The organism is Agromyces sp. MMS24-JH15 (assembly GCF_043518605.1).
Classification (GTDB): Bacteria; Actinomycetota; Actinomycetes; order Actinomycetales; family Microbacteriaceae; genus Agromyces.
In genome coordinates, this window is sequence record NZ_CP171358.1 from 2,422,224 (window position 1) to 2,447,877 (window position 25,654).

At 73.7% G+C, this 25,654-nt stretch carries 23 protein-coding genes; 12 read left to right on the top strand and 11 right to left on the bottom strand.

What is annotated here, in order from left to right; all coding sequences use genetic code 11:
* Positions 1–2: 2 nt before the first annotated feature.
* The gene (locus ACDF64_RS10965) at positions 3–926 is read right to left on the bottom strand and encodes a glycosyltransferase family 2 protein (RefSeq protein ID WP_394551219.1); all 924 of its coding nucleotides are present in this window, start codon (positions 924–926) and stop codon (positions 3–5) included.
* Positions 927–1,065: 139 nt separating this feature from the next.
* Here ACDF64_RS10965 and ACDF64_RS10970 point away from each other — a divergent pair, with 139 nt between their 5' ends.
* Together ACDF64_RS10970 and ACDF64_RS10975 are read left to right on the top strand one after the other, a co-directional pair.
* Positions 1,066–2,322, top strand: coding sequence for a hypothetical protein (locus ACDF64_RS10970; protein WP_394551221.1), 1,257 nt, complete (start codon positions 1,066–1,068; stop codon positions 2,320–2,322).
* Between the two features lies 1 nt (position 2,323).
* On the top strand, positions 2,324–2,944 hold the full coding sequence (locus ACDF64_RS10975; RefSeq protein WP_394551222.1) for a class I SAM-dependent methyltransferase: 621 nt from the start codon (positions 2,324–2,326) through the stop codon (positions 2,942–2,944).
* A 39-nt stretch (positions 2,945–2,983) separates the two neighbouring features.
* On the opposite strand, the gene ACDF64_RS10980 is transcribed toward ACDF64_RS10975, so the two are convergent.
* From ACDF64_RS10980 to ACDF64_RS10990, 3 genes are read right to left on the bottom strand one after another with little or no spacing between them, the layout of a single operon-like run.
* Positions 2,984–4,294, bottom strand: coding sequence for an O-antigen ligase family protein (locus ACDF64_RS10980; RefSeq protein WP_394551224.1), 1,311 nt, complete (start codon positions 4,292–4,294; stop codon positions 2,984–2,986).
* Positions 4,291–5,640, bottom strand: a complete 1,350-nt coding sequence (locus ACDF64_RS10985) for an O-antigen ligase family protein (RefSeq protein ID WP_394551225.1) — start codon at positions 5,638–5,640, stop codon at positions 4,291–4,293. Before ACDF64_RS10985 ends, ACDF64_RS10980 begins: the two co-directional genes overlap by 4 nt.
* Before the next feature lie 35 nt (positions 5,641–5,675).
* Entirely contained in the window at positions 5,676–6,854 is a 1,179-nt protein-coding gene (locus tag ACDF64_RS10990; protein ID WP_394551227.1) for an acyl-CoA dehydrogenase family protein, read from the bottom strand.
* Positions 6,855–6,961: 107 nt separating this feature from the next.
* On the opposite strand from ACDF64_RS10990, the gene manA reads away from it, so the two are divergent.
* Positions 6,962–8,191 carry a mannose-6-phosphate isomerase, class I gene (manA, locus tag ACDF64_RS10995; protein ID WP_394551228.1) on the top strand — a complete coding sequence of 410 codons (1,230 nt, stop codon included), beginning with the start codon at positions 6,962–6,964 and terminating at the stop codon, positions 8,189–8,191.
* A gap of 6 nt (positions 8,192–8,197) precedes the next feature.
* Here manA and ACDF64_RS11000 read toward each other — a convergent pair whose 3' ends face one another.
* On the bottom strand, positions 8,198–9,160 hold the full coding sequence (locus tag ACDF64_RS11000) for a GlxA family transcriptional regulator (RefSeq protein WP_394551230.1): 963 nt from the start codon (positions 9,158–9,160) through the stop codon (positions 8,198–8,200).
* Between the two features lie 97 nt (positions 9,161–9,257).
* Between ACDF64_RS11000 and ACDF64_RS11005 the strand changes: the two genes are divergently transcribed.
* From ACDF64_RS11005 to ACDF64_RS11025, 5 genes are all read left to right on the top strand, one after another.
* Complete coding sequence (locus ACDF64_RS11005) at positions 9,258–9,401, top strand: hypothetical protein (RefSeq protein ID WP_394551232.1); 144 nt, start codon at positions 9,258–9,260, stop codon at positions 9,399–9,401.
* A gap of 107 nt (positions 9,402–9,508) precedes the next feature.
* Entirely contained in the window at positions 9,509–10,471 is a 963-nt protein-coding gene (gene galE, locus ACDF64_RS11010; protein ID WP_394551234.1) for a UDP-glucose 4-epimerase GalE, read from the top strand.
* 183 nt (positions 10,472–10,654) lie between these two features.
* Positions 10,655–10,975: a WhiB family transcriptional regulator gene (locus ACDF64_RS11015; protein WP_394551236.1), complete on the top strand. Its 321-nt coding sequence runs from the start codon at positions 10,655–10,657 to the stop codon at positions 10,973–10,975.
* 100 nt (positions 10,976–11,075) lie between these two features.
* Positions 11,076–14,222, top strand: coding sequence for a glycosyltransferase family 2 protein (locus tag ACDF64_RS11020; RefSeq protein WP_394551238.1), 3,147 nt, complete (start codon positions 11,076–11,078; stop codon positions 14,220–14,222).
* Complete coding sequence (locus ACDF64_RS11025; protein WP_394551240.1) at positions 14,219–15,688, top strand: DUF5719 family protein; 1,470 nt, start codon at positions 14,219–14,221, stop codon at positions 15,686–15,688. Before ACDF64_RS11020 ends, ACDF64_RS11025 begins: the two co-directional genes overlap by 4 nt.
* A gap of 13 nt (positions 15,689–15,701) precedes the next feature.
* On the opposite strand, the gene ACDF64_RS11030 is transcribed toward ACDF64_RS11025, so the two are convergent.
* The gene (locus ACDF64_RS11030) at positions 15,702–16,070 is read right to left on the bottom strand and encodes a hypothetical protein (RefSeq protein ID WP_394551242.1); all 369 of its coding nucleotides are present in this window, start codon (positions 16,068–16,070) and stop codon (positions 15,702–15,704) included.
* A gap of 119 nt (positions 16,071–16,189) precedes the next feature.
* Here ACDF64_RS11030 and ACDF64_RS11035 point away from each other — a divergent pair, with 119 nt between their 5' ends.
* The 3 genes from ACDF64_RS11035 to ahcY all read left to right on the top strand — a co-directional run bounded on the left by ACDF64_RS11035 (position 16,190) and on the right by ahcY (position 19,411).
* Positions 16,190–16,426, top strand: coding sequence for a DUF3499 family protein (locus tag ACDF64_RS11035; protein WP_394551244.1), 237 nt, complete (start codon positions 16,190–16,192; stop codon positions 16,424–16,426).
* Positions 16,427–16,435: 9 nt separating this feature from the next.
* The gene (locus ACDF64_RS11040; RefSeq protein ID WP_394551246.1) at positions 16,436–17,866 is read left to right on the top strand and encodes a phosphomannomutase/phosphoglucomutase; all 1,431 of its coding nucleotides are present in this window, start codon (positions 16,436–16,438) and stop codon (positions 17,864–17,866) included.
* Between the two features lie 66 nt (positions 17,867–17,932).
* Positions 17,933–19,411: an adenosylhomocysteinase gene (gene ahcY / locus ACDF64_RS11045; RefSeq protein WP_394551248.1), complete on the top strand. Its 1,479-nt coding sequence runs from the start codon at positions 17,933–17,935 to the stop codon at positions 19,409–19,411.
* Between the two features lie 60 nt (positions 19,412–19,471).
* Here the strand turns inward: ahcY and ACDF64_RS11050 are convergent, their stop codons facing one another.
* Positions 19,472–20,314, bottom strand: coding sequence for an RDD family protein (locus tag ACDF64_RS11050; protein WP_394551249.1), 843 nt, complete (start codon positions 20,312–20,314; stop codon positions 19,472–19,474).
* A gap of 17 nt (positions 20,315–20,331) precedes the next feature.
* Here ACDF64_RS11050 and ACDF64_RS11055 point away from each other — a divergent pair, with 17 nt between their 5' ends.
* The gene (locus ACDF64_RS11055) at positions 20,332–21,327 is read left to right on the top strand and encodes a stage II sporulation protein M (protein WP_394551251.1); all 996 of its coding nucleotides are present in this window, start codon (positions 20,332–20,334) and stop codon (positions 21,325–21,327) included.
* Positions 21,328–21,384: 57 nt separating this feature from the next.
* Here the strand turns inward: ACDF64_RS11055 and ACDF64_RS11060 are convergent, their stop codons facing one another.
* Genes ACDF64_RS11060 through ACDF64_RS11075 form a run of 4 tightly spaced genes read right to left on the bottom strand, consistent with a single transcriptional unit; the run spans position 21,385 to position 25,652 of the window.
* The gene (locus ACDF64_RS11060) at positions 21,385–22,752 is read right to left on the bottom strand and encodes a DUF58 domain-containing protein (protein WP_394551253.1); all 1,368 of its coding nucleotides are present in this window, start codon (positions 22,750–22,752) and stop codon (positions 21,385–21,387) included.
* A gap of 1 nt (position 22,753) precedes the next feature.
* Positions 22,754–23,725 (bottom strand): AAA family ATPase, encoded by a 972-nt coding sequence (locus ACDF64_RS11065; RefSeq protein ID WP_394551255.1) that lies wholly within the window; start codon positions 23,723–23,725, stop codon positions 22,754–22,756.
* Positions 23,722–24,993: a DUF4350 domain-containing protein gene (locus tag ACDF64_RS11070; protein WP_394551257.1), complete on the bottom strand. Its 1,272-nt coding sequence runs from the start codon at positions 24,991–24,993 to the stop codon at positions 23,722–23,724. Before ACDF64_RS11070 ends, ACDF64_RS11065 begins: the two co-directional genes overlap by 4 nt.
* Positions 24,990–25,652 (bottom strand): DUF4129 domain-containing protein, encoded by a 663-nt coding sequence (locus ACDF64_RS11075; protein WP_394551259.1) that lies wholly within the window; start codon positions 25,650–25,652, stop codon positions 24,990–24,992. Before ACDF64_RS11075 ends, ACDF64_RS11070 begins: the two co-directional genes overlap by 4 nt.
* Between the last annotated feature and the right edge of the window lie 2 nt (positions 25,653–25,654).

The window sequence follows — 25,654 nt, forward strand, 5'->3', positions numbered from 1 at the left end:
GTTCAACGACCGAAGGCGTGACGGGCGAGCGATCGGATGCCCCGACGATCCCGTGCGACGAGCGCCGCGGGGAGGACGGTGATGGCGTTCAGCCGTGAGGTGAGTCGCGTCGAGGCGGCCCGTGCCGCCTTCGGCCAGCGATGGTCGCGCATCGTCCGGGTGGCTTCCGCGAGATAGCGTCGCTCCTCCGCGAAACGCGAGCCCTCGGCGGCACGCCAAGCCGACACGCTCTTGGCGTGGCGGCGGTACTGGAACACCGGACGCTCGTCGAGCACCATCGTCCCTCCGGAGTCCACGATCTCGACCTGCAGGGCGAGGTCGAGCACGACCTCGTAGTCGGCGCGGAAGTCGAACCGCTTGAGCTCGGTCGTGCGCCACGCGATCGACGGGAAGTAGGTCCAGTTCGCTCGAAGCAGGCTCGCTGCGAGCGCTTCTCCGCCGAGGACCCGGGGACTTCCCGCGACCCTCGGACGGTAGAGGGCCTTCACGCGATCGGCCAGCGGCGTGACGAGTCGGCCGTCCCCGTCGATCACCTGCACGCCGGGTTGCAGGTACGCGGCGTCCGGATGGTCATCGGCGAGCTCGCGGATCCGACGCACGTAGCCGGGAAGCAGCAGGTCGTCGCATCCCATGATCACGGTGTACGGCGCGGATGCGACGCGCACGGCTTCGCGGAAGTTGCCGCTCACGCCGAGGTTCACGGGGTTCCGGCGGTACTCGATCCGAGGGTCGCCGAGTGAGCCGACCCATTCGCCGGGGGCTGGATCGGGATAGGTGTCGTCGACGACGATCAGGCGCCACCCGTCGGCGTCCTGCTGCCGCACGCTCTCGACGGCGAGTCGGAATTGGTCGGGGTCGCCCCAGAACGGCATCACGATGTCGACGAACGTCTGATCGGCAGCCTCGTGCGAGGCGGGATCGGTCACGTGCACTCCAGTGGGGGATCGCGCGAGCCGGATCGGGCGGCGCGTAAGCTCTCCGTCAGTGTACCAATCGAAGGGAATGCCGACCGTGGCCGTGGATGAGCCTGAGCCGGCGAGAAGGTCCCGCCCGTCCGTCGCATGGATGCTCGCCGGCACCGTGGTCGGCGGGATCGCCGGGTACCTCGTCCTCTGGTTGACCGCCCGCGCCGTCGGCGCCGCCGAGTACGCCGTGTTCGGCGTCTTCTGGTCGGCGCTGTTCCTCGTCGTCGGCGTCCTCTTCGGCATCCAGCAGGAGGCGACCCGGGTGACGGCGGCGGCGGACGCAGCACCGGTCGCGACGTCGCCCAGGAGCTCGCTCTGGGTGTTCGGAGGCGTGGCCGGCATCCTCGTCGTCGCCGTCATGCTCGCCAGCGCGACGCTCTGGGCGCCGGCGTCGTTCGGCGCCGAGGACGCGGACCTCGCGGTTCCGGCGGCCGTCGGGTCGGGCCTCAGTGCGATCGTCGCCGTCGCGAGCGGCATCCTCGCGGGGCGCCGGAAGTGGCTCGTGATGGGGCTGATCATCGCAGCCGACGGCCTGCTCAGGCTCGTCGCCGTCGCGGTCGTGCTCGCACTCGGGGGCGGCACGAGCGCCCTGGCGTGGGCCGTCGCCGCGCCGTACGTCGTCGTCGTGCTCGCGTTCCTCGTGATCGGCGGTCGTCGGTTCCTCGCCGCGGGACGGACGATGCTCGGCTACCGTCGGCTCACGGCGAACGCCGCCCGGACCGTGCTGGCGGCGTCGGCCACGGCCGTGCTCATCAACGGGTTCCCGCTCGTCCTCGCCGTCGTCGAGGCCGGCATGGATCAGGCGCTGCTGGGGTCGCTGATCTTCGCCATCACCTTGACTCGGGCGCCGCTCCTCGTGCCGTTGATGGCGCTGCAGAGCTACCTCGTCACGGCGTTCGCGATGAGCCCCGAACGACGGTGGCGCATCCTGCGGACGTGGCTCGGCGTCGTGGCGGGGGGTGCCGTCGCATTCGCCCTGGTGGCGTGGATCCTCGGTTCGTGGGCGCTCGAGTTCTTCGTCGGCACCGAGTTCGCACTGTCGGGCGCCCTGCTCGCGGCGCTCATCCTCGCCTCCGGGTGCATCGGTGCGCTCTGCGTGACCGGTCCGGCGGTCCTCGCGCAGAACATGCACACCGCGTACGCGGCCGGTTGGCTGGTCGCGTCGGCGGCGACCGTCGCGCTGCTCTTCCTCCCGATCGAACTCACGGCCGCGGTTCCCATCGCGCTCGCGGTCGGGCCGATCGTGGGCATCGGCATCCACCTCGGCCTCCTCCGATGGGCGACACGTGCGGATCCGGCTGCGAGACATCCCCGACCGTCGGGGCGGCCGAGCACGACGGAAGGTTCGGGTCGGTAGCGTGGACGGGGGAGGACAGATGGAGCCTGAGGATGCCCCCACCGCGGGACGTGAGTACGCCGACCGCCTGAACGACCTCGAGTCGGCGAGATGGCGCCGCCTGCTGAACGTGCAGGCGCCGTACCGGTGGAACATCCGGCGGCTGCACCTCGGCCGGACGCTCGACGTGGGCTGCGGCCTCGGCCGGAACCTCGACCACCTCGACGGGAACGGCGTGGGCGTGGACCACAATCCGACGTCGATCGGGATCGCCCGCGAGCGCGGGCTGGACGCCTACACGATCGAGGAGTTCCGGGCGTCGGATCGTGCGACGCCCGAGGCCTACGACTCGCTGCTGTTCGCCCACGTCATGGAGCACATGGACCGGGAGTCGGACGTCGCGCTCGTGAAGGAGTACCTGCCGTACCTGCGCAGCGGAGGCCGGGTCTGCTTCATCACGCCGCAGGAGCGCGGCTACCGGTCGGACGCGACGCACGTGCAGTTCGTCGACTTCCGCGGGCTCGCCGAGATCGCCGAGGCCGCGGGCCTCGTCGTCGAGCGGAGCTACTCGTTCCCGTTCCCCCGCGCGGCGGGCAACGCGTTCACCTACAACGAGTTCGTGCTGCTCGCGCACAAGGCGTGACCCGGGCGCCGCGGCGCTCCGCGCCCGGTCGCGCCGACGCTACGAGTCGTGCGTCGGCCCCGTCGCCGACCGCGTCCGCGACAGCGCATCCCGCCAGCTCATCTCCCGGGCGGACTTGACCGCGCACAGCACGAGCAGCATCCACCCGCCCTCGACGAGCGCGAAGCTCTCGGCGAACGACGTGACCGCGATCGCCACGAGCATGAGCGCGGGCCAGAGGTAGACGACGCTGCGGCGGTTCGACGCGAGCAGCCAGGCCCGCACGAGCGCGACCGCGACGAGTGCGGCGAACAGCAGGGCCCCGATCAGGCCGACCTGGAAGTACGCGTCGACCCACGCGCTGAGGGCCGACGCGTGATGGCGCCCGGTCATCCGCTCGATCCAGATGTAGGGGGCGAGGTCCGGCCACTCGCCGACCCAGCCCCAGCCCTGGAGCGGGTTCGAGGCGAGGTAGCGGGATGCCTCGCGCCACACGTCGAGGCGCACCTCGAACTCGGCGCGCGCGTCGAGCAGGCCGATGATGCGCTGGCGGAGGATCCACGCGGCGATCAGGAAGGCCGATGTGACGCCGAGCAGGGCGAGCTGCCAGCGCCACCTGACCGCGACGGGGATCCGGCGCAGGCCGTAGAGCGCGGCGAGGCTGACGAGGGAGGCGCCGAGCGCGATCCAGGTCGTCGGTGATCCGGCCAGCAGGATGCAGGTCGCGGCGAGCACGAGCGAGGCGATCGCCTTGCCGCGCCGGGCGATCTTGGTGCGCCATTCGATGATGAACGTGAGCAGGGCGACGAGCGCGACGAAGCCGAGCATGTTGCGGGTGCCGAAGACGCCCTGGATCGGGCCGAGTTGCGCGAGGTCGCCGCGGATGCCGAGGAACGCGATCGGCAGGTCGAGCAGGATGCCGCTCAGCACCTCGAGTGCGAGCGAGAGGCCCAGCAGGACCCTCAGCACGTCGGCGACCGCGCGCACCACCTGGATCGTGTCGCGCATGAGCGCGATGTACACGCCGAGGATCCCGAACGCGATGAGGTAGGCCACGCGGACGGCGCTGAGCAGCGTCGTGTCGCTCCAGAGCACGGATGCCGCGGCCCAGCCCACGAACACGAGGATCGTGAGGGGGAGGAGTCCGTACCACTCGACCGCGCGCCAGCGGGCGACGAGCGAGGCGCCGGCCAGCACGAGCAGCAGCACGAGCCACGCGATCAGCCCGGGCCATCCGATGAGCGAGCGGATCGCGTACGTCCCGAACGCCGTGCCGATCGCGACGAGCGCGAGCGCCTGGGCGAACCGCGCGGAGCCGACGAGGTCGCGCGCGACGCGCGGGACCCGCGCGCCGGGAGGGTCGCCGCTCATCGGGGCCCGGTGGCGTCGAACCGCGGTCGGAGCGGTGCGGCGGGCAGTGGCTCGGGGAGCCACTGGCGGCTCTTGGTCGCCCACGCGATCACGATGAGCAGGACGAGGTTGCCCTCGAGCAGGAGCCGGCTCTCGGCGAAGCTCTGCCCGAGGAGCGAGACCAGGATCAGGAGCGGGATAAGGGATGCCGCCGAGAACGGCCGCCACGCTCCGGCCGCGTCCATCGGGCGGTCGACCGCGAGGAACCAGCTCCGCCAGAGCGCGCCGAGCGCGATCGCGGCGAACGCGAGCAGGCCGATGATGCCGAGCTGCATCCAGACGTCGAGCCACGCGTCGTGCGCCTGGAGGTAGGTCACGCCCTTGCGGACCGCGAGGTCGTCGAACGGCTCGACCCACGGATTCCAGTAGCCGACCCAGCCCCAGCCGGCGATCGGGCGTTCGAGCGCGAGCGCGGTCACGGACTCCCAGATGTCGAGCCGGCCGGTCAGGTCCTCGCTCTTGCCGAACGCGTCGAGCAGGAGTCGCCAGCCGAGTGAGACCGCGAGCACGGATGCCACGCCCAGCCCGGCGGCCGCCCAGTACACGGGCCGGCGGCGGAGCGGGCCCACGCGCCGCGCCCACAGCGCGAACCCGACCACGATCGCGACGAGCACCGCGTCGAGGATGACGGTCGCCGACCGCGTGAGCGCGAGCGTCGCGCCCGCGACCACGAGCCAGGCGATGCCGGACCCGCGCCGCACCGTGCCGGCGGCGAGCAGGCAGGCGAACACGATCGCGCCGAGCAGCGCGATCATCGCGAGCAGGTTTCGGTTGCCGACGATCCCCTCGATCGGGCCGCCCTCGAGGAGCAGCCCGCGCGACCAGTAGAACGCCTGGGGGACGTCGCCGGTCGTGTCGAAGTCCGCGAAGTTCGGCAGCACCGGCCCGCCGACGACGATGGCGACCCACGCCTCGAACACGAGCGACAGCACGAGGATCCACTTGATCGCCGACGCGAGCGAGCGGACGATGCGATCCCAGTCGACGCAGAGCGCGAGCGCGAGCGCGACGATCACGGTCGCGTAGGTGATCGCGAGCCCGAGCGCGGTCGCGCCCGGGTACGCCGACCACAGGATCGACGCGGTCGCGATCGCGAGGAACACGAGCGTGGACTTCGGCACCCGTCGCCAACTCCACCGGGGGCGGGTGACGACGACCACGGCGACCGCGCCGATCACGGTCGCGCCGGCGATGATCCCGAACCCCCACCAGCCGAACAGGTTCCGCCAGAACTGGCCGGCGAGCACCGTGAAGAGTGCGAACGTCGCAAAGGCGCCGATGAGCGCGTGACGACGGGCGGGGGTCATGCGGTCAAGGCTAGCGCGGGCGGGGGCGCCCGGTCTCAGACGAACGCGGCCTCGCCGGTGATCGCACGACCCACGATGAGCGTGTTCATCTCCCGGGTGCCCTCGTAGGAGTACAGCGCCTCGGCGTCGGCGAAGAACCGGGCGACGTGGTGCTCGAGCGTGATGCCGTTGCCGCCGCACGCCTCGCGGGCCCACGCGACGGTCTCGCGCATGCGCGACGTGGCATACGCCTTCGCGAGCGCGGAGTGCTCGTCGCGCAGCGTGCCGGCGTCCTGCATCTGGGAGGCGCGCACGACCATGCCGAGCGACGCCGTGATGTTTCCGAGGCTGTTCACGAGGTGCTCCTGGATGAGCTGGTGCGACGCGATCGGCCGGCCGAACTGCAGGCGCTCCTTCGCGTAGGCGAGGGCCGCCTCGTAGGCGCCGACGGCCGTGCCCACGGCGGACCACGCGACCTCGGCGCGCGTGCCGCGGAGGATCGCCGCGGTCTCGCGGAACGAGTTCGCGCGCTGGAGGCGGAGCGACTCGGGCACGCGCACGTCGGTGAGCGTGATGTCGGCGTTCTGCACGGGGCGGAGGCTGATCTTGCCCTCGATCTTGGTCGCCGCGTAGCCCGGGGTCGACGTCGGCACGATGAATCCCTTGACCTGCCCGTCGGCGACGTCCTTCGCCCAGATGACGGTGATGTCCGAGAACGTGGCGTTGCCGATCCAGCGCTTCTGCCCGTTCAGCACCCACTCGTCGCCCTCGCGGTGCGCGGTGGTGCGCAGGCCCTTCGCCGAGTCGGACCCGGAGAGGGGCTCGGTGAGGCCGAAGGCGCCGACGACCTCGCCGCTCGCGAGCTTCGGGATCCACTCCTCGCGCTGCTCCGGCGAGCCGGCGACCGCGAGGGATCCGGTCGCCAGGCCGTTCTGCACGCCGACGAACGTGCCGACCGAGGCATCCACGCGCGCGAGCTCGAGCGCGACGAACCCGCGGAAGACGCTCGAGTTCTCGAACGGCCGGACCTCGTCCCACGCGAAGGAGAGGACGCCGAGGTCGGCGAGGGGCTTCACGACCTGCATCGGGAACTCCGCGCGCTCCCAGTAGCCGCCGATGATCGGCTTCACGTCCGCCTCGAGCCAGGCCCGCAGGTCGGCGATCGCGGCGCGCTCGCGGTCCGTCAGCAGGTCGGCGTAGCCGTAGAAGTCGCTCGCGAGCGGTTCGAAGGACATGCGGGTTCTCCTCGTCGTCGTGGGATGCGCCGAGCCTAGGCTTCGGGCCCGCGACGGCCCGAAGCCGTTGTAGCTTGAACGCACGACGAGGAGAGGAACCGGCAGCCATGTTTGTCGCCATCAGCAACATCCCGCGTGATTATGCGTGGGGCGCCGACGACGACATCGCGGCCTTCCGCGGCGTCGCACCGTCGGGCCGGCCCGAGGCGGAGCTCTGGCTCGGCGCGCACGCGGGCGCGCCGTCGCGGATCGACGAGCCCGACGCCGTCGGGGGAGCCGTGGACCTGCGGGCCTGGATCGCGGCCGACCCGGAGCGCGCGCTCGGACCGCGGTTCGCGGCATCCGGGCGCCTGCCGTTCCTGCTGAAGCTGCTCGCGGCGGCGGCGCCGCTCTCGCTCCAGGCGCATCCGACGCCCGAGCAGGCGCGCGCGGGCTTCGCGCGCGAGGAGGCGGACGGCGTGCCCGTCGACGGGTACGAGCGCAACTACCGCGACGAGTTCCACAAGCCCGAGCTCATCGTCGCGGTGAGCGAGACCTTCGACGCGTTGAGCGGGTTCCGACCGCTCGACGAGGTGGCCGGCATCCTCGGGGTCCTGCGCGCCGCCGACGCGGCCGACGTCGCGCACGAGTCGGGTGCGGTCGACCTGCTCGCGACGCACGTCGCGACCGGCCTCGACGACACCGTCGCGTGGCTCCTGCACGACGGCCGCGGGGGCGACACGGGCGAGGCGGCCTGGGTGGTCGACCGCGTGGTGCGCCTGTCGGCCTCGGCGGAGGCCGCGGCCTCCCCGTGGGCGCGATCGTTCGAGACGGTCGGCGAGCTGGCCGCCGCCTACCCGGGCGACCCCGGGATCGTGATCTCGCTCCTGCTCAACCGCGTGCGCCTGCGTCGCGGCGAGGCGCTGTACCTGCGCGCCGGCAACATCCACGCGTACCTGCGCGGCCTCGGAATCGAGCTCATGGCCGCGAGCGACAACGTGCTGCGCGGCGGCCTGACGCCCAAGCACATCGACGTCGACGAGCTCGTCGACGTGCTCGACTTCAGCCCCATTCCGCCGCCGCTGCTCGCGCCCCAGCCCGGCGGGCCCGGCGTCGAGACGTTCCGGCCGGACGTCCCGGACTTCCTGCTGCACCGCGTCGAACCGGGCGAGGATGCCTCGCGCGTCGAGCTCGACGGCCCCGCGATCGTGCTCGTGGAGCGCGACGGCGTGCGGCTCGAGGGCGCGTCCGGTGCCGTCGACGTGCCGCGCGGCCACGCGGTGTACGTCACGCCGGACGAGGGCGCGCTCCGCGTCACCGGTGCGGGCATCGCCTGGGTCGCGACGACCGGGCGGTAGCCCCGCCTACGACGCGAGCGCCTGCCGGGCGCCGAACAGGCGCCGGTAGGCGGTCGGGGTCGTCTGCAGCACCTTCAGGAAGTGGTGCCGCATGACGGCCGCGGCGCCGAAGCCGGTCTCCCGGGCGATCTCCTCGAACGTGAGGTCGGTCTCCTCGAGGAGCTGCTGGGCGCGCAGCAGTCGCTGGCGGTTCAGCCACGCGTTCGGGGTCGTGCCGGTCTCGGCTCGGAACTTCCGGGCGAACGTGCGCGGCGACATGAGCGCCTTGCGTGCGAGGCGGTCGACGGTGAGCTCTTCGTCGAGGTGCTCGAGCATCCACTCGGTGACAGCCGCGAGCGAGTCGCTCCGGCACGCGACCACGGGCGTCTGGATGTACTGGGACTGGCCGCCGTCGCGTTGCGGCGGGATCACCATGCGTCGCGCGATGATGTTGGCGGCACCCTGTCCGAGCTCGGCGCGCACGATGTGCAGCGCGGCGTCGATGCCCGCGGCGGTGCCCGCGCCGGTGACGACGTTGCCGTCCTGGACGAAGAGGACGTCGGGGTCGACCTCGGTGTCGGGGAACTCGGCGGCCATCCGGTCGGTGTACATCCAGTGCGTCGTCGCGCGGCGGCCGTGCAGCACGCCGGCCTGGCCGAGCGTGAACGCGCCCGAGCAGACGCTGAGCACCCAGGCGCCGCGATCGACCGCGTCGCGGATGACCTCGAGCACGCGCTCGTCGGTGCGCGTGCCGATGAGCGACGCGGGGATGGCGACGAGGTCGGCGGTGCGTGCGGCCTCGAGGTCCTCGTGCACGACGACGTCGAAGCCCATCTTCGTGGGGATCGGACCGGGCTCGGCGGCGACGACGTGGAAGTCGAAGGCCGGCCCGCCCTGCGCGGAGCGGTCGATGCCGAACACCTCGCAGATGACGCCGAACTCGAACGGGGCCATCTGGGGGAGTGCGACGCAGGCGATGGTGCGGAGCATCCGTCCTCCTCGGGGATCACCTGGCTGGCAGGAATGTGCTGGTTGCTGTCCAGCCTGCCACTTTCGGCAGAATATCGCAATGCGTAGCGTTCCTGCCATGACCGGAATCATCCTCATCGCACTCGTCATCGCCCTCGCCGTCTGGGGCGTCGCGGCCACCGTCCGATCCGTCCGCTCGGACGGCTATCGCCCGTCGTCGAGCAGCGACGAATTCCGCCTCGGCGGCGGACGCCCCGCCTGACCCGCCACCCGCCCGCACCGACTCCACCCGCCGTCACCGCCGCAACCGCGCCGCGCCCGCCCGGCTAGCATCGAGGGGCGCGCCGTGCGGTGCGGAGAGGCGGAGACATGACCTGGCTGGTGACCGGCGGAGCGGGCTACATCGGAGCGCACGTGGTGCGTGCGTTCGAGGCGAAGGGCATCGAGTCGGTCGTGATCGACGACCTCTCGAGCGGCCGGCGCGACTTCGTTCCCGGCGGCACGCCGTTCGTGCAGGGCACGATCCTCGACGGCGAGCTCCTCGAGTCGACCTTCGAGCGCTTCGACATCCAGGGCGTCGTGCACCTCGCGGGGTTCAAGTACGCGGGCGTCTCGGTGCAGCGTCCGCTGCACACCTACAGCCAGAACGTCACGGGCACCGCGACGCTGCTCGCGGCGATGGCCGAACGCGGCGTCGAGCGGATCGTGTTCTCGTCGAGCGCGGCGGTGTACGGCACGCCGAACGTCGACCTCGTCACCGAGGAGACCGCGAAGCGCCCCGAATCGCCCTACGGCGAGTCCAAGCTCATCGGCGAGTGGCTCATCGCCGACCAGGGGCGCGCCGCCGGGCTGCGCCACACGAGCCTGCGCTACTTCAACGTGGTCGGCTCGGGCACGTCCGAGGTGTACGACGTGAGCCCGCACAACCTCTTCCCCCTGATCTTCGACGCCCTCCTCGACGGCCGCACGCCGCGGATCAACGGCGACGACTACCCGACGCCCGACGGCACGTGCGTGCGCGACTACATCCACGTCGCCGACCTCGCCGAGGCGCACGTCGTCGCCGCGCAGCGCCTCGCCGCGGGCGAGCCCGTCGAGCCCGCCTACAACCTCGGTTCGGGCGACGGCGTCTCGGTCGGCGAGATCATGCGCGCGGTCGCCCGGGTCACCGGGATCGAGTTCGCACCGGAGATCGCGCCGCGCCGCGTCGGCGACCCTGCGCGCATCGTCGCGACGGGCGAGCTCGCGGCCCGCGACCTCGACTGGCGGATGCGCCACTCGCTCGACGAGATGGTCCGCAGCGCCTGGAGCGCCCGACGGGCGGCGGCCTGATCACCGCCGCTCCGACCGGTCCGATCACGTCTCGGACACGCCGACGGCGTGTCGACCGCGGAATGAAGCCTCGATGCCGGATTGAGGGTTTAACATCCCGCGACTTGACGCGATCGAATCACACCGGTGTAATTGTCCCTGACACGCCCGCGTGGCGGTCGGTACAACTGGGTGGGAGACGATATGGGAATTCCTGAATATCGTTCTGGGGTACCTGAGGACTGGTTCGTCGATCCGGTGCGCTTGGGCGTACCGGGCGTCCGGGGGGGCGTCGGCGATCAGAACCCTCTGGCCTGGCAGAGCGACTCGCTCTGCGCGCAGACCGATCCGGAGGCGTTCTTCCCCGAGAAGGGCGGCTCCACCCGCGATGCCAAGCGCATCTGCGGCGGTTGCGAGGTCAGGGCTCAGTGCCTGGAGTACGCGCTCGAGAACGACGAGCGATTCGGCATCTGGGGCGGGCTCTCCGAGCGCGAGCGGCGAAAGCTCCGCCGTCGGGCCGTCTGATCCGGATTCCGCGCCGCGCCCCGAAACGGGTCGCGGACGGATCGCGGCACGCCCGAGGGTGATCCCGGCAACGCGGTGACAGCCACCTAGGCTGTCCCCGATGTTGCCGAGAGTCACCGCAATCCTCGTCGTGCAGCGCGGCGGAGACCGCCTCCAGCGTTCGCTGGACGCGGTCCTCGCGCAGGAGCGCCGACCCGATTCCCTGGTCGTCGTGCTGCTCGAGCCCGACGCCGCCGCGACCGAGCAGGTCCGCGCCGCCGCGCCGGACCACGCCATCGAACTGCAGAGCCGGATGCCCTTCGGCGAGGCGGTCCGCGCGGCAGAGCGCTCGCTCGAACCGCCGGACGACGACGCCGACCTGCTCTGGCTGCTGCCGGCGGACGCGGCACCGGCGCCCGACGCGCTCGCACGACTCGTCGCGGTCCTGGAGACGGGCCGATCGGTCGCGATCGCCGCCGGCAAGCTCGTCGCGTGGGACGATCCGCGCCGCATCCTCCACCTCGGCCGCTCGGTCACGAAGTACGGGCGCACTGTCGACCTCGTCCACGGCGAACTCGACCAGGGCCAGCACGACGACCTCAGCGACGTCCTGGGCGTCGATGCGGCCGGCCTCCTGGTCCGCCGGGTCGCGTGGCGCGCACTCGAGGGCTTCGATCCCGCGCTCCCATCGGCCGACGACGCGCTCGACCTCTCGATCCGCGCCAGGCTCGCCGGGCACCGCGTGAGCGTCGTCCCCGAGGCCAGGATCGCGTTCGCGCAGACCGGGATCGCCGGGCCCGCCGTCGGCGGGGCATCCGCGCTCCGTCGCCGCCACCGCGTCGAACGCGCGGCGCAGCTGCATCGGCGACTCGCGTACGCCCCGGCCGTCACGGTCCCGCTGCACTGGCTGGCGCTCCTGCCGCTCGCGCTCGTCCGGTCCGTCTGGCTGCTGCTCGTCAAGTCGCCCGGGCGCATCACGGGCGAGTTCCGTGCGGCGCTGGGCGTCATGCTGCGCCCGCATCGGGTCGCGGCGTCGCGTCGGGCCCTGAAGCGTGCGAAGGCGGTCGGCTGGTCGGCGCTCGCGCCGCTGCGCGTGCCGCCGGACGAGGTCGGGCGCCGACGGCGCCTCGAGGCCGAGGCGCGGCGCGCACGCGCGCGCGGCCGGTCCGACGACCTCCAGTTCCTCGGCACCGGAGGGGGCTGGGTGCTGCTCGCCTCGGTCGTCGCCTCGGTCGCGCTGCTGTCGTGGATGCTCACGGCCGGCGGCCTCGCGGGCGGGGCGCTGCTGCCCCTCACGGACGACGTCGGCTCGCTGTGGCGGAACGCCGCCTACGGCTTCCGCGACGTCGGTGCCGGGTTCGTCGGGGCCGCCGACCCGTTCTCCGGGGTGCTCGCGGTGCTCGGATCGCTCGCGTTCTGGTCGCCGTCCTGGGCGATGGTCGGCCTCTGGCTCGTCGCGGTGCCCGCCGCCGCGCTCGGCGCCTGGTTCGCGGCATCCCGCCTCACCGACCGGGGAGCGCTGCGCGCGCTCGCCGCGATCGCCTGGGCGTGCTCGCCGCCGTTCATCACCGCCTTGGCCGACGGTCGCCCGCAGGCGGTCGTCGCGCACGTGCTGCTCGGCTGGCTGGCGTTCGCGGCGCTCGGGGCGGCGCGCTCGTGGGCCGCCGCGGCGACGGCCGGGCTGCTGCTCGCGGCGGTCGTCGCGGCCGCGCCGAGCCTCGCGCCGGCGCTCGTCGTCGGGTGGGTGCTCGCGATCGCGGTGAGCGGGCGGGCCGCCCCGCGGTACCTCCTGCTGCCGCTGCCCGCGGTCGTGCTCGCGGGCCCGCTCGTGTGGGCGCAGGCCGTCGCCGCGAACCCGTGGGGGCTCGCGGCCGACCCGGGTGCACAGGTGGCAGGCGACGTGTCCGGTTGGTGGTGGCTGGCGCTCGGCTTCCCGGGCGGATCGACCGGGGGATGGGCCGAGGTGGCGTCCTCGCTCGACGCCGGAATCGCTCCGGAGTGGATCGCGACCGCGCTGCTGGCACCGCTCGTGCTCGCGGCGGCGGCGGCCGTCGCGGCGCCGCGTGTCCGGCGGGGCATCCTCGCCGTCGCGTGCGCCGTGCTCGGATTCGCGACCGCGGTCGCGGCCTCGCACCTGGCGGTCGCGACCTCGGGCGCGGACTCGATCCCGGTGTGGACGGGTGGCGGGCAGAGCCTCATGTGGTTCGGGCTCGTGGTGGCCGCCGTGGTCGCCCTCGACGCGCTGCCCCGCGCGTCGGCGTGGCTCGCCGCGCTCGCGGCCGTGGCGGCGATCGCCGCGGTCGCGCCGGCAGCCGTCGCGCTCGCGCTCGGCACCGGCGAGGTCCGCGTCGCGGGGGAGCGCACGATGCCCGCGTTCGTGGTCGCGGAGGCCGAGGCGGACCCGCGGGTCGCGACGCTCACGATCGCGCCGCTCGCGGGCGGAGGGATCGCCGCGGGACTCGAGCACGGGACGGGCGACACCCTGGACGCCCAGTCCACGTTCGCCGCCACCGGCACGTCGCTCACGGAGGACGAGCGCGAGCTCGCCCACATCGCGGGGAACCTCGCGTCGCGAAGCGGTGCCGACGCGGATGCCGCGATCACGGAGTTCGGCGCGACCTTCGTGCTGCTCGCCGCGGCGCCCGACGACCCGGCGGCCGAGGCGACCGAGGACCGCGCGATCGCGGCGCTCGACGCCAACGCCTCGCTCACGCCGATCGGCGATACCGCGTTCGGTCGCCTGTACCGGTTCACCGCGGCGGTCGGCCCGCAGCCGCCCACCGCGATCCCGCCCGGCGCCGGCGGCACCCTCGGCACGTGGATCACGATCGTCCAGCTCGTCGTCATCGGTGCGGCGCTGCTGCTGTCCATCCCCACGGGCGGCGGTCGCGAGACGGACCGGCGGCCGCCGCGTGAACCGCGCGCGTCGCGCGCCTCGCGTCGGGGCGGATCGGCGGGGTCCCCGCCGCCCGCCGCGGCCGCCGCCGAGGCGGAGGCGGCCACCGTCGACGGCGAGTCGGTCGAGCCTGAGGCCGCTGCGGCGGAGGCGCCGGATGTCGCGACCGTGCACGACGCGCCGGATGTCCCGCCCGAGCTGGAGCCGGATCCCGATCCCGCGCTGGAGCCCGAGCCCGAGCCCGAGCCCGATCCGGAGCCCGACGCCGCGGACGACGCCGACATCGAGCCCGACACCGACATCGCGCCCGACGCCGCACCCCACCACGACCCGGCCCCCGAACCGGCCACCGACGGAGGCGACCGCCGATGACCACCCGACGACGCGCGCTCACCGCGACCGCCCGAGCGGTCGGCGTCCTCGCCGTCCTCGGCGTCGGCGCCGCCCTGGTCGCGGCCTCGATCACGCCCGACCGCCCCGAGCGCGTCGCCGAGCCCGACTCGGTGCTCGTCTCGCCGGCGGCGAGCATCCAGCAGCGCGTGTGCCCGGGCCCCCTCCTGCAGATCGGCGACGACTCGCAGTCGGCCACGGCGGCGAGCTCCTTCGGGCCCACTCAGCTCACCACCGCCGTGCTGCCCGCGGACGTCGAGGTCGAGCAGGTGCCGATCGAGGCGCCCGACAACCCGCTCGCGTCCGACGACGGCGGCCCGGTGTCGCTCGAGGCTCCGGCGGACGCCGTCGAGGTCGGGCTGCTCGCGGGCGCGCAGTCGCAGTCCGCCGCGACCGAGACGCTCGCCGGGCTGGCGGTGGCCGGGTGCCGTGAGCCGCTCGACGACGCCTGGCTGGTCGGCGGTTCGACTGCGCTCGGCCGGACCACCCTCATCCTGCTCGCGAACCCGACCGACGTCGCCTCCACGGTGGACCTGCGGATCTTCGGCGAGACCGGTGCCGTCGACGCGCCGGGCGGCCTCGGGCTCGTCGTGCCGGCGCACACGCAGCGCGTCGTGTCGCTCGCGGGTCTCGCGCCCGACCTCGCCTCGCCGGTCGTGCACGTGACGAGCACGGGCGGCCGGATCGCCGCGACGCTCGAGCAGAGTGCGATCGACGGGCTCGTCCCCGTCGGCGTCGAGCTCGTCGGCGCCGCGGCGCCGCCCGCCGACGAGCAGCGGATCGCCGGCTTCGCGGTGGTCGCGACCGCCGACGCGGTCATCGACCCCGATCACTCCGAGGGCGACGGATTCCCCGTGCTCCGGCTGCTCGCACCGGGGGAGGATCCGGTCGCCGTCTCGGTCGCGGTCGTCCCCGAGGGAATCGGGGAGGGCACGACGATCGAGGTGTCGCTCGAGCCCGGCCAGGTGCTCGACGTGCCGCTGTCGGACCTCGCGCCCGGCGACTACGCCGTCGACGTGATGGCCGACGCCCCGGTCGTCGCCGCGGCACGGTCCACGGTCCCGCCGATCGCGCCCGACGCCGACGCCACCGCGCTGGACTCCGCAGCCCAGGGCGAGCCGGGCGACCTCGCCTGGTACCCGGCGTCGGGTCCCCTGATCGGCGACGTCGCCGTCGCGGTGCCCGATGCCCCGAGCCCCATGCTCCACCTCACGTCGTCGGGGCAGGCCGCGACCGTGATCGTCGTCTCAGGCGGCGCCGAGGATCGGGTCGAGGTCGCAGCGGGCGGCTCGGCGTCGATCGCGGTCGAACCGGGCGCCGCGCTCACGCTGCGCGGGGTCGAGGGCCTGCACGCGACCATCACGGTCGGCGACGGGCAACTGCTCGCGGCGATGCCGATCGAGCCGCCGGGGCCGCTCGACGCGCCGATCCGGGTGTACCCGCGTTGAGCGGGTGCGCGCGCTAGAAGTGCCGGTAGCGGCCGGGCGCGAGTTCCCACGGGTCGCGCCCGAGGAACTCGGCCACGGCGCGGAACACGCACGACTCGACGAGCAGCTTCTCGTCGCGTTCCTCGCCCTCCTGGAGGCGGAGGAAGCGCACGATCGGGAGCCGGTAGAAGCTGATCCGGTTGTCCTCGTGGCTCACGTGCCAGCGGTCGACATGGTCGTCGTGGATCGCCTCGGCGGGCCCCTGGGCGACCTCGAACGACACGCCCTCCAGTTCGGGCCAGAGCCCGCGCAGGTACGACGCCGTGCTCGCGACGGTCAGGTCGAAGTCGTCGAGTCGCGTCCGCAGCGGCGGCAGGTGCGGCCCGGTCACGGAGGAGCGCATGCCCCGCCCGTGACGGTCGCGGGCCAGCCGCCGCGGGGACCTCGGAGTCGAGGCGACACGGCGGGAGCGGGGCATGGCTCCATCGTAGTGTCCGCCCCCGGCGCTAGTCTGATCGAGCCATGAGACCGTGTTCGCGTATCGCGTGCCCCGCCGAGGCGGTGGCGACGATGACCTACGACTACGCCGACTCGATGGCGGTCCTCGGCCCGCTCGCGCTCCGGCCCGAGCCGCACGCGTACGACCTCTGCGCCCGCCACGCCGAGCGCACGTCGGCGCCGCGCGGCTGGCGCGTCATCCGGCACGTCCCGATCGTCGGCGGGGCCGCGGGCGAGGCCGACCAGGAGCCCGTGCGCTAGGTTCGAGGCGTGATTCCCGAACGCGACGCGGCCGCCAGCCGCCTGCAGCCCATCGTGAAGGCCTACGACGTGCGCGGCATCGTCGGCGAGGGCCTCGACGAGGACGTCGTCGCGGCGCTCGGAGCCGCGTTCGTGGACGAGGTCGGCGCGGCCGGGGCATCCGTCGTCGTCGGCCACGACATGCGCGACTCGTCGCCCGCGTTCGCGGCCGCGTTCGCGCGCGGGGCGACCGCGCGCGGGGCCGACGTCGTCGCGATCGGGCTGTGCTCGACCGACGAGAGCTACTACGCGTCCGGCGCCCTGCACGCGCCCGCGGCGATGTTCACCGCGAGCCACAACCCCGCGCGCTACAACGGCATCAAGTTCTCGCGCGCCGGGGCGCAGGGCATCTCGCTCGACACCGGGCTCGCGTCGATCCGCGATCGAGCGGCCGCCTACCTCGCCGACGGCGTCGCCGAGGTCCCCGAGCCGGGCTCCGTCGAGGGGCGCGACGTGCTCGCCGACTACGCCGGCCACCTCCGGTCGCTCGTCGACCTGTCCGGCATCCGGCCGCTGAAGGTCGTCGTCGACGCCGGCAACGGCATGGGCGGCCTCACGGTCCCGGCCGTGCTCGGCGAGGCGGCGGGGCTCCCGGCGCTGCCGATCGAGGTGGTCCCGCTCTACTTCGAGCTCGACGGCACGTTCCCCAACCACGAGGCGAACCCGCTCGAGCCCGCGAACCTCGTCGACCTGCAGCGCGCGGTGGTCGCGCACGGCGCCGACCTCGGGCTCGCGTTCGACGGCGACGCCGACCGCTGCTTCGTCGTCGACGAGCGCGGCGACGCGGTGAACCCGTCGGCGGTCGCGGCGATCGTCGCGCTCCGCGAGATCGCGCGCGTGCGCGCCGAGGGCGAGGAGCACGTGAACGTGATCCACAACCTCATCACGTCGCGCGTCGTGCCCGAGACCATCGAGCAGGCGGGCGGCACGCCCGTCCGCACGCGCGTCGGGCACTCGCTCATCAAGGACCGCATGGCCGAGACCAAGGCCGTTTTCGGCGGCGAGCACTCGGCCCACTACTACTTCCGCGACTTCTGGGGCGCCGACAACGGCATGCTCGCCGCGATGCACGTGCTCGCCGAGTTCGGCGCGCAGGATGCCCCGCTCTCGACGCTCGCCGCGCGGTTCACGCCGTACGCGCTCTCGGGCGAGATCAACTCGACCGTGGACGACGTGCCCGCCGCGTACACGCGCATCGTCGAGGCGTTCACGGGCCGGGTCGACTTCGAGGAGTTCGACGGGCTCACCGCGACGGGCATCACCGCCGGGGATGAGCCGTTCTGGTGGTTCAACGTCCGGCCGTCGAACACCGAGCCGCTGCTGCGGCTCAATGTCGAGGGCCGTGACGTCGCGACCATGGAACGCGTCCGCGACGAGGTGCTCGCACTCATCCGGGCCTGACCGGGCGGCGGGCGCATTCGACGCCCGATCCGTGCGACGCGCCCCGCGCCTGACAGAATGGTCGGCATGACTGTCGCCGCGCCCACCGTCCTGCCGTTCAAGGTCGCCGACCTCTCGCTCGCCGAGTCGGGTCGCCATCAGCTCCGCCTCGCGGAGAACGAGATGCCCGGGCTCATGTCGCTCCGGGCCGAGTTCGGCGAGTCCAAGCCGCTGTCGGGCGCACGCATCGCCGGCAGCCTGCACATGACCGTGCAGACCGCGGTGCTCATCGAGACGCTCGTCGCGCTCGGCGCGCAGGTGCGCTGGGCGAGCTGCAACATCTTCTCGACCCAGGACGAGGCGGCGGCCGCGGTCGTCGTCGGCCCCGAGGGTACGGTCGCCGAGCCGAAGGGCGTCCCCGTCTTCGCCTGGAAGGGCGAGACGCTCGAGGAGTACTGGTGGTGCACCGACCGGATCTTCGACTGGACCGCCGAGGCCGAGGCCGCGGGCGCCGACTGGATCGGCCCGAACCTGATCCTCGACGACGGCGGCGACGCGACCCTGCTCGTCCACAAGGGCCGCGAGTTCGAGGCCGCGGGCGCCGTGCCCGACGCCGCCGCGGGCGACAGCCACGAGTACCGTGTCATCCTCGACGCGCTCCGCGCCTCGCTCGAGCTCAGCGCCGACCGGTGGACCCGCGTCGCCGCGGAGCTCCAGGGCGTCACCGAGGAGACGACGACCGGCGTGCACCGCCTGTACGAGCTGCACGCGGCGGGTGAGCTGCTGTTCCCGGCGATCAACGTCAACGACTCGGTCACGAAGTCGAAATTCGACAACAAGTACGGCATCCGCCACTCGCTGCCCGACGGCCTGAACCGGGCGACCGACGTCCTCATGGGCGGCAAGGTCGCGTTCGTCGCGGGCTACGGCGACGTCGGCAAGGGCGCCGCCGAGGCGCTGCGCGGCCAGGGCGCGCGCGTGATCGTCAGCGAGATCGACCCGATCAACGCGCTCCAGGCCGCGATGGACGGCTACCAGGTCTCGCGCCTCGAGTCGGTCGTCGACCAGGTCGACATCCTGGTCACGGGCACCGGCAACAAGGACGTCGTGCGTCTCGAGCACCTGCTCGCGCTCAAGCACCTCGCGGTCGTCGCGAACGTCGGCCACTTCGACAACGAGATCGACATGGCCGCGCTCGAGGCGCTCGAGGGTGTCGAGAAGGTCGAGATCAAGCCCCAGGTCCACGAGTGGCGCCTGCCGACCGGCCGGAGCATCCTCGTGCTCAGCGAGGGCCGCCTCATGAACCTCGGCAACGCCACGGGCCACCCCTCGTTCGTCATGTCGAACTCGTTCGCCAACCAGGTGCTCGCGCAGATCGAGCTGTGGACCCGTCCCGCCGAGTACCCCGTGGGCGTGTACGTGCTGCCCAAGCACCTCGACGAGAAGGTCGCGCGCCTGCACCTCGACGCGCTCGGCGTCGAGCTCACCGTGCTCACGCCCGAGCAGGCCGCCTACATCGGCGTGCCCGTCGAGGGCCCCTACAAGGTCGACCACTACCGGTACTGACCGGTCGACGTCGAGGATGCCCCGGGCCCGTCGCCCGGGGCATCCTCATGTCCGGTGCGCTCAGCGCTCGGGGAAGCCGTTCGGCCGGGCCTCGAGGACGGGCGCGAGCCGGGCCATCCGCTCGTCCTCGAGCCGGAGCGCGGCGGCGTCGCGCTCGCGGCGGAGCACCGAGACCGCGGCGAGGAACGCCTCGGGCGGGGCATCCGGCACCGAGGACACCCAGGGCGCCGTCTCGTCGGCGAGCGAGCGGGCCACGCGGAAGCGGCTCGCGGGCGAGAGGTGCGGCAGGTTGCGGAAGAACGCCGCGATCCGGCGCTCGAGCGCGTCGGGCAGGCGTGCGACGTCGGCGGTCGCGGCCCAGCCGACGAGGCCCGGCGGCATGCCGAACGCGTTGGAGACGGGCACCGGGACCCGCTCGACCTGGGCGTGCGTGCCCGCGAGGAGGTCGCCGAGGCGACGGCCCGACGGGTCGAGGAATCCGACGATCGCCGCGATCCCGCCGAACGTCAGGTAGATCTCCACGACGCCGACCAGTGCGCGCACGAACGCGTGCCGGAACCCGATCGACCCGCCGTCGTCGCGGACCACGCGCAGGCCGAGGGCGAGCTTGCCGAGCGAACGCCCGTGCGAGGCCGTCTCGACCGCCACGGGGACGACGATGAGGCAGGTCACGATCGTGGTGATCACGACCGCGTTCGTGGCCGCCTCGTCGAGTGCGAGCGAGGAGACCAGCCACACGACGCCCAGGATGAGCAGGACGGTTACGGCGACGTCGATCGCGGTCCCGCCCGCCCGGATCAGGGCGCTCGCGGAGCGGACGTCGAGCGCGACCGCCTCGCCCGTGAGCAGTCCGTCGTCGTCGGTTCGGGCGGTGGATCGCCCCGCGGTCGCGGCCTCGGACATGGCTAGTATTCAAGCAGATGGACCTCGATGCGCTCGCCTCCGCCCGCCATGCCCAGTGGGAGCGACTCGACGTGCTCGCGCGCACGCGGCGGCTCGACGGCGCCGAGGCCGATGAGCTGATCGAGCGCTACCAGGCCGCCGCCGCCGACCTCTCCCGGGTGCGCACGACCGCGGGTTCCACCGCGCTCGGCGACCGGCTCTCGGTCGGCCTGGCCCGGGCGCGGATCCGCTTCACCGGGACGCCGGATGCCCCGCTGCGCCAGTTCGCCCGGTTCTGGCTGGTGAGCCTGCCCGCTGCGCTCTACCGGCTCCGCTGGCTCACGCTCGCGGTCGCCGCCGCCACGTTCGCGGTCGCGGGCCTCATCATGTGGTGGGCAGCCGGGGACCCCCGGGTCGTGGCATCCTTCGGCAGCGAGTCGGAGCTCCGCCAGCTCGCGGAGGAGGGCTTCGTCGCCTACTACTCGGAGCATCCGGCGGCGTCGTTCGCCGGGTCCGTGTGGACCAACAACGCGTGGATCGCCGCGCAGTGCGTCGCGTTCGGGATCCTCGGCGTCTGGGTGCCGTACGTGATCCTGCAGAACGCGGTCAACCTGGGCGTCACCGGCGCGATCATGGTGGCGTTCGACGAGGCGGACACGTTCTTCCTCTACATCGCGCCGCACGGGCTGCTCGAGCTGACCTGCGTGTTCGTCGCCGCGGCCGCCGGGCTCCGGATCTTCTGGGCATGGGTCGCGCCGGGTCCGCGCACGCGCGGCGAGGCGCTCGCACAGGACGCGCGCGCCCTGTTCAGCGTGGCGATCGGCCTCGTGTTCTTCCTCTTCGTCTCGGGGATCATCGAGGGGTTCGTCACGCCCGCGCCGTGGCCGTGGCCGGTCAAGATCGGCATCGGCGCGGCGGCGCTCGGCGGCTTCCTGTTCGTGATGCTCGGCCTCGGGCGCCGCGCGTGGAAGGCCGGCGAGACCGGCGACCTGGGCGAGTTCGACACGGGTGTGCGCCGACTCGTCGCGGGCTGAGCACGGCGCGACCGGGCGCGACGCACCCGGTACGGCTCGACCGGGCACGGCGCCGAGTCAGAGCCGCCCGGCGGCCTTGAGCTCGAGGTAGCGGTCGGCGAGTGCGGGCGGCAGCTCGAGCGGCGGCGCGATGACGGTCTCGGCGCCGAGGTGGCGGACCGCGGCGGCGACCCGCTCGCCGTCGAGCAGCGCGCGCTCTGCTGCGGCCGCGCGATACGCCTCGTCGAGGTCGCGCCGACCGGCGGCCGCGTCGACGGCGTCCGGGTCGGACACCCCGGCGACGAGCACGACGTGCCGTTCGGTGAGCTGGGGGAGCATCGCGAGCAGCCCCCTGGCGCTCGCCGGGGAATCCGCGCCCGTCAGGATCACGACGAGCGCGCGCCGGCTGGTGAGCCGCCGCACCTGCTCGGGTACGCGCGCCCAGTCGGCCTCGATCAGCTCGGCGTCGACGCCGGCCATCGCGTCGACCATGCGCGCGAGCAGCTCGGCGCCGCTCGCGCCGTGCACGCGCGCGCGGACGCGGCGGTCCCACGCGAGGAGGTCGACCCGGTCGCCGGCGTGGGTCGCGAGCGCGGCGAGCAGCAGGGATGCCTCGATCGCGGTGTCCAGCCGGGGTTCGTCGGCCACGCGCGTCGCCGACGTCCGCGAGGTGTCGACCACGACGACGATCCGGCGGTCGCGTTCGGGGCGCCAGGTGCGCACCATCGGCTTCGCGCTGCCCGGAACCTCCGGATCGGAGTGCCGTGCCGTGGCGCGCCAGTCGATCGAGCGGACGTCGTCGCCGCGCACGTACTCCCGGATCGAGTCGAACTCGGTGCCCTGGCCGCGCACGAGCATCGGGGTGCGGCCGTCGAGCTCGCGCAGGCGCGTGAGCCGTGAGGGCAGGTGCACCCGGGAATGGAACGGCGGCAGCACGCGGAGCCGGCCCGGCGCGAGGATCGTCGCCTGCCGCGCCCAGAGCCGGAGCGGTCCGAACGAGCGGATCGTGACGCGCTGCACGTGCCGGTCGCCGCGGCGGGTCGGACGCAGCGCGAGGGTCATCCGTCGCCGCTCGCCGGCCGGGATCAGGAGCCGGACGCGATCCGACCCGACGACCCCCGCGGACGGCTGCCAGCCGTCGCGGACGACGGCGTCGAGCCTTCGAGCGCCCGTGTTGGCGACGACGAGGGCCGATTCCGCCGGCTCGCCGAGCCGCACGCGCGCCGGGAGCTCGCGCTCGAGGTTCACCAGCCGCGGCGAGGCGGCCGCCGCGAGGTCGATCGCACCGAGCCCGATCGCGATCAGGAGCCAGGCCGCGAATGCCAGCCACGCGGCCGCCGCGCCGTCGCCCGGACGGCCCGCCGACGAGTCGACGAGCGCGCCGACGAGCACGACCGGCACGACGCCGAGCGCGAGCAGCACCACGAACCGACCGGTGACCGCCATGTCAGAGCGGGACCTGGACCTGCTGCACGATCGACCGCAGCACCTGGTCGACCGACACGCCCTCGAGCTCGGCCTCCGGCCGCAGCTGCACGCGGTGGCGCCACACCGGCAGGAGCATCGCCTGCACGTGGTCGGGCGTCACCGAGTCGTACCCCGTGAGCCAGGCCCACGCCTTCGCGGACGCGAGCAGCGCGGTCGTCGCGCGCGGGCTCACGCCGAGCCGGATGGACGGGCTGTGCCGGGTGGCGCGCGCGAGGTCCACGAGGTAGGCGAGCACGTCGTCGGACGCGCCGACCCGGGCGACCGCCGCGCGCGCCGCCGCGAGGTCGGACGCGCCGAGCACCGGCTCCACGCCCGCGGCCGCGAGGTCGCGCGGGTCGAAGCCGTCGGCGTGCCGACGCAGCACCTGCACCTCGGAATCGCGGGGCGGCACGTCGAGCACGAGCTTCATGAGGAACCGGTCGAGCTGGGCCTCGGGCAGGGTGTACGTGCCCTCGTACTCGATCGGGTTCTGGGTCGCGGCGACGAGGAACGGCACGGGCAGCGGGCGGGTCACGCCGTCCGCGGAGACCTGGCGTTCCTCCATGGCCTCCAGCAGCGCCGACTGCGTCTTCGGCGGCGTCCGGTTGATCTCGTCGGCGAGCAGGATGTTGGTGAACACCGGGCCCTCGCGGAACGTGAAGTCGCCCGTCCGCGGGTCGTACGCGAGCGATCCGGTCACGTCGCCCGGCATGAGGTCGGGCGTGAACTGGACGCGCCGGGTCTCGAGCCGGAGGGTGCGGCTCAGCGTCCGGACGAGCAGCGTCTTCGCCACGCCGGGGACGCCCTCGAGCAGCACGTGGCCGTTCGCGAGCAGGGCGATGATGAGGCCGGTCACGGCGCCGTCCTGACCGACCACCGCCTTGCCGACCTCGGCGCGGACGCGGTTCAGCCCGTCGCGGAGGGCCTGGTCGTTCGTGGCTGGGTCCGTCATGGGGTCCTTCCTGATCGAGTCGGGGGAGTCTGGCCCGGCGGCCGGATCGCCGCACGGACCTCGTCCTCGAGGTCGCCGAGCGCCGCGGCGAGGTCGACGAACCGCCGGTCGCCGGCCGGGTCGTCGTCGACGAGGATCCGCCGCACCTCGACCGGGTCGCGACCGGTGGCCTCGGCGGTCGCCGCGGCCACCGCCGCGACCTCCGCGGTCCGGGGCAGGCGGAGCAGCGCGGCCAGTCGGCGGACCGTGCCCATGCGGAGCTGGTCGAGCGCGTGCAGCCGGCTCGCGCTCCGCGCGTACAGGCGCGCACGGCCCTCGCGGGTCTCGCCGGACCGCACCTCGACGGGCAGGTCCTCCACGACGAGCGGTCCGAAGCGTCGCCCGTGGTGGATGCCCGCGGCGATCGTGACGACCACGAGCAGCACGATGACCGGGGTGGTCCAGCCCGGGGTCAGCTCGCCGAGCGTGGGCGCGGTCGACGGGTCCGCGTCGGCCGGGCCCGGGAGGTACCACGCGAGTCGATCCGCGGGCCCCGTGAGCCCGAGCGCGAGCGCCGCGTTCCCGGCCTCGTCGACCGTGTCGTTGGCGAACAGCGCCGGCGACGGCACGAGCGCGAGTTCGCCGCCGCCGTCCGCCGGTCCGACGGCGAGCGCGACGCCAGCGTCGCCGTCGGGGAAGCACGCCCGCCACCCGGCGTCGAGCGCCTCGTCGTCGACGCGCAGCAGCCCCTGCCCCTCGGACAGGACGCCGGCGCGCCCGGCCGCCGGGACATCGCAGTCCGGGTCGTCGAGGGCGCCGACCGCCGTGCCCGCGTTGCGGACGCCGGGCGCGATCTCGGCGAGCGCGGCGAACGTCGGATCGACCACGACGAGCCGTTCGGCCGCATCGGCCAGGCGCGCCCAGCGCTCGCCGTCGAGCATGCCGTACTCGTCGTAGACCAAGACCGTGGCGCCGTCGCGCGCGGCGTCGAGCGCCGACTCGAGGTCGGCCACCGCCTCGACCTCGACGCCCTGCGCCCCGAGCACCTCCACGACCGCCTTCGCGCCCGTCGGCGCCGGGTTGTCGGCGCCGAGCACTGCCCCCGCGGGTCGGGCGATCCCCTGGATCGCCACGAGGGCGATCGCGCCCGCGACGAGGATCCCCGCGAGCACGAGCCAGGTGCGCCCGCGGCGGAACCGTGCGCGCAGCGTGGGCGTCTCGACGGCCGTCGTTGTGACGGGCGTCGGCGTGACGGGCGTCGGGGGCGCGGTGGTCGTCGGCGCGCTCATCGGGGCACCGCCGGGAACCGGTCGTCCGCCGCGTCCGCCGCGCCCGCTGGCGTCGCCGCCGCGAGGTCGGCCTCGAGCCTCGTGAGTCCGTCGTACGCCTCGCGGGAGCCCGGCGCACCGAGGTAGCGGACCGCGTCGAAGTCGTCGGCCGCCGACCCGAGTCGGTCCGCGGCTCCGGGGAACGGCCGGGTCGCGGCATCCGCGAACCCGTGCGCGGTCGTGCCGGGGTCGACCCTGAGCAGTTCGCGCTCGACGGTGCCGCGCACGAGCGCGCGGAAGCGCTCCTCGATCGCGAGGGGCCAGTCACCGGCGGCGGCGGCGGACTCGGCGGCCCGGCGGAGCGTGCGCAGGTCGCGGAGGTCGCCGTCGTCGAACAGCGGCACCACGGCCGCGCGGCGGCGACGGAGCCGCGGCACGCCGAACACGAGCAGCCCGAGCACGACGAGCCCCGCGATGACGAGCACGACGACGAGCACGACCCACGGCGTCGGGATCCCGCCGGCTCCGGAGAGCACGCCTTCGAGCCACTCGCGGATCGACTGCATGAGGCGGTCGAACCAGGTCGGCTGCGCGGCCTGGTACTCGGGCTTGGCGAGCTCCTCCTGCAGCCAGCGGCGCGCTTCCTCCGCGTCCGGATCGACGGGCACCTCCCAGCGCACGG